Raw genomic sequence first — 7198 nt, 5'->3', positions numbered from 1 at the left:
GACCATACACCTCGATGGCCACCTGAGATTACACCGAAGACGGCGCTGAATTTACACCACGTCCGTGGACGCTACCGTGACGTGGCGCATCCGCTATAGATACGATGCTGCTCATTGAAATCGGTTGCTTGGGCCGCTTCCGGTAAGTGACCTGCTGCAAGGATGAATTTGATGAATGTCCGGTTCGGGCCAGAAGTGGAATTCTCCGGTCACGACACAGCGTCAAACTGGACAGAGCAACCGAAAAGAGCGTCCATGCTTGGTGAAGGAGATCAACGTGACCAAACCAAGCAAAGCTGAAATCATAGACCTCGTAAGCAAACTTTCAAAAAACCGGATAAAGGGCAGTGTGCGGCTAGAGATGCCGGGCACAGCGACACTCTATGTGGACGAAACCGGGGCAATTGAGAGCGATCGGGCGGCTGACATAACTCTCACTGCGGACGCTAGCGTGTTCTACGACATAGCAATGGGAGTTAAGAACCCCGCAAAGGCGTTTATGTTGCGGCAGTTAAAAGTCGACGGGAATCCGATGAAGGCGCTCAAAATTGGGGAAATCCTGAGCACGACGGGCGAAGCTTCTTGACCCAACGCGACCCGGCTTCACAGTGGGTGTGATGAATTCCGGAAGCTAGGCGAGGTGTTGGCGGGCAGAGCGCTGAGCGGCGCTTCAATCCTCGAATATCAGTGGTGCCTTGTCCGCACAACTTACGTCCTGTCGTTCCACATGATGCGTCCTATGCCCATGTGTTCAAGCTTGTGCGGGTGGTCGATGATTACCGCAAGGGAGAATTTGGCCCTGGAACTCTGGCCGCGATCCACGATCTTGCGGCCAAGCTGGACCGGGTGCACGCGGTCTTGGCATAGTTATCGCAGCCGAAACTCTTCATAAGGCTTGCCCGTCAACTTGGTGTAAACTGCGGCAAGGGTGGCCTCGCAGTCGTCCAGCTCTTTGTGTGCATAGTCAGGGAAGCCCTCGAGCCCGGTTGCTTCCTGATCCTCGGCATACTCAAGGATGGACTTAAGGACGTGTTCCATCTCGGCAATGGCGTCGATTGCTCCTAGGGCTTCCTCGAAGACTTCCTCATCGTTAAGGGCAACTTCAAGGATATTCGATTTGAGGAAATCGGAGTGGATTTTGGGGATCGGATGTTGTGCATAGTCGTTGGGGCCTTCTATGCGCATGAAACGCCCGCCCATTGGACTCTCCCGAACCACAAGAGTTGCGGTAGGTCGATGTTGAATGCTTTCCAATGTGTTCACGCAATCATGCAATGATCTCAGTGTCCACTTGTTGCGTTCCAACTCATCCTTGAGCATTCTGCGCATGGCCCGCCGCTTGCGCTTGTTCGCCTTGCGCCTGCGAAGCCCCTCAAGGGTTTCCTTGAACACGAATAGTGCCACGGCACTGAACACTGTGACGGGCAACAGGTTCGGGATGCCGCTAAAGAAGGCCCAAACAGCCGAGAACATTTCTGAAATGCTCATGATAATGGTTCTAGCCTAAGTTCATGGCGCAGGCTAACTGCTCACTATGCGCTTGCCAACGCCAAACACCCGCTGAGTCACCTCGCTGAGGCGTCTCGTAAATCTTTGATCTACTTGGATGATTTTGGCTCCGGCGGTAGGGATCGAACCTACGACCAATTGATTAACAGTCTATAGGTTTGTGATTTCTGCTGATCAGAGCGCATCATTATCGCCTTATTTTATTGACTTATTCTAGCTTTCCTGAGCACTTGTGTTTAGTGAGGATCAGGGAATTTGGTCCCTAAGTGGTCCCTCAAGCGTACCGGAGGCACATGACGATGAACAAGACCAATCTGACAGACGAGAAGGTGCGCAAACTGAAGCCCGCCGAGGCGGAGCAGATCATTTGGGACCAGCAGGTCTCTGGTCTGGGTGTGCGCGTGACCGCAGCTGGCAAGAAATCGTTCATCCTAAAGTTCCGTGTAAGTGGGAAAGGCAAGAAGCCGACGCTGGGCGCATGTGGTCCCGGCGGGCTTTCGGTTGCCGAAGCGCGAGCTCTAGCTGTTGCCTGGAAGACGTCCGCGCAGCATGGGATCGATCCAACCCGCGCCCGTCAGCAGGAGCGCACGGCACCGACAATGGATGACCTGTGTGACGAATATGTTCGGCGTCATGGCTCGAGAAAGCGCTCCGGTTTCGAGGATCAGCGTAAAATCGACGTTGTCATTAAGCCTAGGATGGGTGCTTTGCGCGTGAAGGACGTCAGCCAGTTCGATGTTGACGATCTCCACCGGAAGTACGCCGACCGGCCTTACGAGGGCAACCGCGTGCTGGCTCTGCTTTCCAAGATGTTTTCGCTTGCTGAGCGTTGGGGCTGGCGCGAAGGCAACCCCGCGAGAGGGGTCGAGCGCTATCCAGAGGAACCTCGCGAGCGCTTCCTAACGCCGGAAGAAATAGCGCGGCTTTCCGCTGCTCTGTCTGCGTACGTTGCAGAGAAGCCATCTGCAGACCGTGAAGACGCCGTCGCGATTGTGCGCATTGCGATGATGACTGGTGCGCGCAGTGGTGAGGTCCTCGCGGCGGAATGGGATCAATTTGATCTCGAGGCTGGATTATGGATTAAGCCCTCGTCCCATACCAAGCAGAAGAGGACGCACCGTGTTCCCCTCTCGCCAGAGGTCGTCGAGATTTTGGAGCTCCGTGAACGGCGCAGTCGGTTTGTATTTCCCGGTCCCGGCAAGAGCGGCCACAGGGATAGTATCAGAAGCGCATGGGCACGCATTCAGGCGCTGACTGGCGGCATTGATGATGTGCGCGTTCACGACTTGAGACACACCTACGCGTCCGTGCTAGTGTCGTCTGGCGTGTCTCGTGAAATGATCGGCGCCCTGTTGGGGCACACGCAGGCGCAGACGACCATGCGGTACGCACATCTGTACGACGACCCTCTGCGGGAGGCTACGAGCCGCGCGGGGCGCATGCTGTCAGGGACGCCATAACTAGCGGGCCGACAATATGCCTTCTCGTTGATGACTTGCGGGGCTTTGTCTAAATTGCTATAAACACCGTGCATCAAGAAGGAGGCTTCTGCCTCCGCCAACCTGCCAACACCCGGCAAGGTGGTCGCCCGAAAGGGGATGCGGCCAGACCGGCAACTAAAGGGTAGGCCTCATCTTCGTTGTGATCATCTTGCCTCTCTGACTGGAGAGATCATGACGACGCGCCGACAGTTCCTCTTTTCAAGCGCCGTCGCCCTCACGGCTTTACCTGCATGCTTAGATGCAGCCGTACCAAAGTTGGTACCATTGCGAGCCGAGGTGCGGTGCCGAAAGCTTTTCGTGCGCCGCACTCCCGACTGGGAGTTCATCCTTTACTCGAACGGGCCAAACCGACCGCAACCCTTGATCAAGCGCAGCGTGATCAAGCGGACGTTTGGCGATGATGTCTACGACACGCTCAGGCAGCGTGATCACTGGGCAATGATCGAGGCAGGCTGGTTCGGTGCCGACGATCAGTTCCTGCCTCAGCCCGTGCGCGATCCAGAATATGACATCTGGCAGGCGTACTATCGACCTGAAGTCGAAGCGCACGACCTGTTGGAAGACATCTTCTTTGACGGGAGCGCACCTTGGTGGGGGGCGTGCCTTCAAGAATATGGCCTGAGCCTCGTGGAGCACCCAAACACGCCGCGTTACGCTACGGCAAAAATCCGAAATTTGTTGGGTCTACCGGCCCTCGCCGCCGCGATCAATGAGCGGACGCCCCATTTGTCACTCGAATACGGGGATCTGCTTATGCGGCAGTCGTGGGAGGATATCACGTGACAATCGACGAAATCATAAAGCGGCCTCCGATACTGCGGCGCATCCGCTTTTATTTACCCGGTCAGATCAGCGGAACAATTGGAATGACATCGGCCTACCGGGCGAGTTGGGTTTTTCGGCAAAAGCCGAAGCCGTCTCACAGGCCGCCAGATAGCTGGGGGTTTGAGGTGGAGACCCTGATGTACCCCAAGGAAGCCCAGTTGGCGCTCAGGGCGACTGGAGCCCCGCTCTTTCGCTACGAGGTGCTTTGGGCGCGTCCTGCGCAGGCGGGAGAGGGAGAGGGGCCAATGCCTGAGCCTCACCGTTTAGCAGGAAACGGACGGCCAGCAGGGCCGTTTTGAAGCCGCTAACACAATAAATTTCGGAGAGAGAAGATGATAGACAAGCCAAAGATCCCGATGTCCCCTAGCGAACTGCCGCGCCAGCGGCTTGTTGAGGTGATAGATTTGCCTCCGCGACCGGAAGGTTTCACGCCGGTCGTGGACTACTGTTTAACCGACGAAGGGGTGGGCCCGAAGCGACGCCCTAGAGAAATGCTATTCCTCGGTGGGGCAGAATGGGCTTGGTCACCGATGCACAATCGCATCGAAGCCTACTATCTGCATAGGGGCCGAAATTACTGGATCACCTATCATCGAGACCTTGAAGCGGAAGATCGAGAATTTGAATGGTCAATCGGCGCTTACGTTGAAAAGCGAGGCGTCAACGCGCGGCAGGCCGCAGTTCATCTTATGATAGCACGCTGGCGCTTCGAAGCTGACAATGGACTGGATGAGTTTCATTGGCTTATCCACGATGGTTTCCTCACTGTTCCCGACTGGCGCGCCATTTCTAGGGCGGTTTGGGGTTGTCATGACGCAGAATAAGCAGCCCGGGGTGTCGCTCGGTGCGAAGCGAATGCTGAGGCCAGCATTTAAAACGACCGGATTTTGCGAATAGAGCCAGTTTTGAAGATAGGAGTGTAGAACGAGATGAGTGATGCGAACGGTTCAAATGAAGTAAATAAAATTTGGCCCAATGGATTGCCCGGCTGGAAGGAGAGCAAGTGTGAGCTTGTCGTTTCCGAATATTGGGACAGGGATCTTGAGGTCGAGAGGTTCTTAATTGGAAAGGAGCGTTTTGAATGGGGAAGGGACACGCATATTAGCTTGGACAGCTGGAAGCGACTGCCCGAAGAGGATTTCGCACGTCTGTTAAGCCATGCACGCGGCGCGAAACATTTAAGATTTGAGTGTTTTCGGTCTGTTGACGGCAATTTTGAGCTCTCCGAAGTAATCGAGCTCAATATGCAAACAAGGTGGGAAATAGAAAGAGAGGCTTCTCGTAGGCTAGAGCGCGAGCTTTCGAAGAGCCGGGGGCGTTATGGGAAACTAATTATTCATCTTTGGCTTTTTGCGGCGGTGTTCTTGGTTCTGGCGATGAAATATTTTATTTTTTAGGTATTAGCGCCGTTGCTTGCCTGAACACTTCCCAGATCAGGCGTCTCCAAAGTAACCCGCTGACTTTCTGTCCCGCTCGTGATATTGCAAGTGTGAAGTATTGCGTTGATGGCGGGAAGATGCTCGCGTGGATGGCTGGCCAGATTGTGAGCTTCGATGGCGAATAGACAGGGTCGGTTTGGACCGCTTTTCACGGTATCCGTGCTAGGGTGAACGGGTCAGTTTTGGTGCAAAATGGGAGGCTGCCGCGTGGAGTGGGGTGATCAGGAAGAGCGGATTGATGAGCTTGAGGCAAGCAGACCTCCGGCACACAAGACTTACCAAGATACGATCGACATCATCCTCGAAAACTCCGTTCATATGCCCCGAGAGGCTTCTCCGGAAGCGCAGAAAGCTGAGTTGAACTCGGATCAATTTAGGCTGCGCAGGGCTTTCCTCATCCTCGCGCGCGAGCACTGCAAACAGAACGGGCTGCCACCGGGATCAGAGGAGGCCCTCGACATTTTCGAGGAGGCTAATGACCGGGCCGATAACATCACCTACGCGTACGCTGGTCTCCCATTTCGAACAGAAGAAAAGCTGGCCCTCACTCCGGAGCAGGTCAAGACAAAGCTGACGTTGGTCGTCCCATCGTACGTTCCTAATCTTATTTCCCATGTTCGGGAACACGGGAAGCTCGGAGCGCTGCAAGAGGACCTGTCCGCCGGGGTCGGAGACTATGTGAAAGGCCGTTTCAAATCCCCGGACATTGACAAGTTGCTCCTTCAGGCGCTGACCCAAGCCGAGATCGTGGCCTACATTGATGAGATGATCTGGAAGAACGTACTGACGGGTATAAGCAAGCTCGAGGATGCGGCCCCCCCCAGCGTTCTCAGGGCGGTCTGGAACGTCTGTAAGTTGATCTTCCTTGTATGGATGCTTTCTATTGGGGTCGCCGCATCGCCCTTCCTGATCACCGCGCTACCCGAAGACATCATGGTGCTTGTCGGTCTTGGTCTCGGCGGGCTTGGAACTGTCGCTCTTCTAATCTTAGGCGTGTTCGGGGTCAAATCCGTGATCCAAGAGAGGCCACGCAGGAGGAAGATTTACCAGTCAATCCTCGACATGATCGCCCAGATGAACGGTTTCTACATGGAATTTAGGGGCGCTGGGCCGTTCTCCCTTTCCCGTTTCAAGAAGAGGGTTAACGAGTTGGCCGACACGGGTGTGGTCTGGCCAAGTGGGTTGTTCGTTCTGATCGAGGATATGGAAGAGCGCGGCATACGCACCTTCTGACCACCTACAACGTTCGCTGGTGTCCTAAGCTGGTTTGCCGAGCACTTCATCAAGCTCCTTGGTCGCCAGATCATCAGGTAAGATGACCAATCTGGTGACCAGCTCCTTCAACTCAGGGTGGTCGATCCAGTCGACGTAGACGGGTTTACCCTTATGCCGCTGCTCAAGGATGTAAGCCGCGATGTCGAGCGCGTTGTTGACCATACGCTCGGCCAGCATGCGACGATTTTCGTACATTTGGTTCAGCCCTTCAGCCTGCGCGCTTCCTTTGCCATCTCGGCCATGATCTCACGCGCTTCCTGTTGCTCTGCTGCAGCAACACAGGCGCGCTCCCCATTTCGATTGCGGATGACACCCATGGGATCACGGAAGAGGCTTGGCCGATACTTGCCGTCCGCGTCAATGTAATGGTCCAGTTCGGTTTCGTATTGCCACGAACCGGGCTCAAAACAGCCTCGGGTCAGCTTGTCGAACTTAGCTTTCAGCTCAAGTTCGCGCGCATTGGTGGGTGGCGTAAGGTCGACGTCTCGCGGGATCGGCTTTCCTCTGCCATCACGGCGCATACCAAACGGGTCTTTGGTGCCGGGTTCGGGCAGCTTCTCGCGCTTGGGCTTTGGCTCTGGCTTGGGCGCTATCTGGGCCTCAAGTGTGGCGATGCGGGCCTTCAGGATGCTGATTTCGTCCATTTGA

The 7198-nt window shown here is 55.4% G+C and carries 9 protein-coding genes and 1 riboswitch; of the genes, 6 read left to right on the top strand and 3 right to left on the bottom strand.

Going from position 1 to position 7198, the window contains the following annotated elements; translation table 11 throughout:
* The first annotated feature begins 277 nt into the window (after window positions 1–277).
* Window positions 278–586: an SCP2 sterol-binding domain-containing protein gene (locus tag P0X85_RS14095; RefSeq protein WP_275814690.1), complete on the top strand. Its 309-nt coding sequence runs from the start codon at window positions 278–280 to the stop codon at window positions 584–586.
* A 281-nt stretch (window positions 587–867) separates the two neighbouring features.
* Here P0X85_RS14095 and P0X85_RS14090 read toward each other — a convergent pair whose 3' ends face one another.
* Window positions 868–1488, bottom strand: coding sequence for a hypothetical protein (locus tag P0X85_RS14090; RefSeq protein ID WP_173486398.1), 621 nt, complete (start codon window positions 1486–1488; stop codon window positions 868–870).
* A 314-nt stretch (window positions 1489–1802) separates the two neighbouring features.
* On the opposite strand from P0X85_RS14090, the gene P0X85_RS14085 reads away from it, so the two are divergent.
* The 5 genes from P0X85_RS14085 (at window position 1803) to P0X85_RS14065 (ending at window position 6508) form a co-directional block, all read left to right on the top strand.
* Window positions 1803–2969 (top strand): tyrosine-type recombinase/integrase, encoded by a 1167-nt coding sequence (locus P0X85_RS14085; protein WP_275814686.1) that lies wholly within the window; start codon window positions 1803–1805, stop codon window positions 2967–2969.
* Between the two features lie 65 nt (window positions 2970–3034).
* A riboswitch (SAM-I-IV-variant riboswitch) is annotated at window positions 3035–3139 on the top strand.
* 43 nt (window positions 3140–3182) lie between these two features.
* The gene (locus tag P0X85_RS14080; RefSeq protein ID WP_275814684.1) at window positions 3183–3794 is read left to right on the top strand and encodes a hypothetical protein; all 612 of its coding nucleotides are present in this window, start codon (window positions 3183–3185) and stop codon (window positions 3792–3794) included.
* Window positions 3795–4168: 374 nt separating this feature from the next.
* Window positions 4169–4660 (top strand): hypothetical protein, encoded by a 492-nt coding sequence (locus tag P0X85_RS14075; RefSeq protein ID WP_275814681.1) that lies wholly within the window; start codon window positions 4169–4171, stop codon window positions 4658–4660.
* Window positions 4661–4765: 105 nt separating this feature from the next.
* Window positions 4766–5233 (top strand): hypothetical protein, encoded by a 468-nt coding sequence (locus P0X85_RS14070; RefSeq protein WP_275814678.1) that lies wholly within the window; start codon window positions 4766–4768, stop codon window positions 5231–5233.
* 249 nt (window positions 5234–5482) lie between these two features.
* Window positions 5483–6508, top strand: a complete 1026-nt coding sequence (locus tag P0X85_RS14065) for a hypothetical protein (RefSeq protein WP_275814675.1) — start codon at window positions 5483–5485, stop codon at window positions 6506–6508.
* A 24-nt stretch (window positions 6509–6532) separates the two neighbouring features.
* Here P0X85_RS14065 and P0X85_RS14060 read toward each other — a convergent pair whose 3' ends face one another.
* A complete protein-coding gene (locus tag P0X85_RS14060) occupies window positions 6533–6727 on the bottom strand; it encodes a hypothetical protein (protein ID WP_275814672.1) in 195 nt (64 codons plus the stop codon).
* Between the two features lie 23 nt (window positions 6728–6750).
* Complete coding sequence (locus tag P0X85_RS14055; RefSeq protein ID WP_275814669.1) at window positions 6751–7194, bottom strand: hypothetical protein; 444 nt, start codon at window positions 7192–7194, stop codon at window positions 6751–6753.
* Window positions 7195–7198 lie beyond the last annotated feature (4 nt).

The sequence above is a fragment of the Pseudothioclava nitratireducens genome (assembly GCF_029210495.1).
Lineage (GTDB): Bacteria > Pseudomonadota > Alphaproteobacteria > Rhodobacterales > Rhodobacteraceae > Pseudothioclava > Pseudothioclava nitratireducens.
The sequence above is the reverse complement of the archived record's forward strand: the minus strand, read 5'-3'. Positions and strand labels throughout refer to the sequence as shown.

Coding starts and splice junctions, on each gene's coding strand:
- P0X85_RS14075 (WP_275814681.1), top strand. CDS start 4,169: ATGATAGACAAGCCAAAGATCCCGATGTCCCCTAGCGAACTGCCGCGC.
- P0X85_RS14070 (WP_275814678.1), top strand. CDS start 4,766: ATGAGTGATGCGAACGGTTCAAATGAAGTAAATAAAATTTGGCCCAAT.
- P0X85_RS14055 (WP_275814669.1), bottom strand. CDS start 7,194: ATGGACGAAATCAGCATCCTGAAGGCCCGCATCGCCACACTTGAGGCC.
- P0X85_RS14085 (WP_275814686.1), top strand. CDS start 1,803: ATGACGATGAACAAGACCAATCTGACAGACGAGAAGGTGCGCAAACTG.
- P0X85_RS14080 (WP_275814684.1), top strand. CDS start 3,183: ATGACGACGCGCCGACAGTTCCTCTTTTCAAGCGCCGTCGCCCTCACG.
- P0X85_RS14060 (WP_275814672.1), bottom strand. CDS start 6,727: ATGCTGGCCGAGCGTATGGTCAACAACGCGCTCGACATCGCGGCTTAC.
- P0X85_RS14090 (WP_173486398.1), bottom strand. CDS start 1,488: ATGAGCATTTCAGAAATGTTCTCGGCTGTTTGGGCCTTCTTTAGCGGC.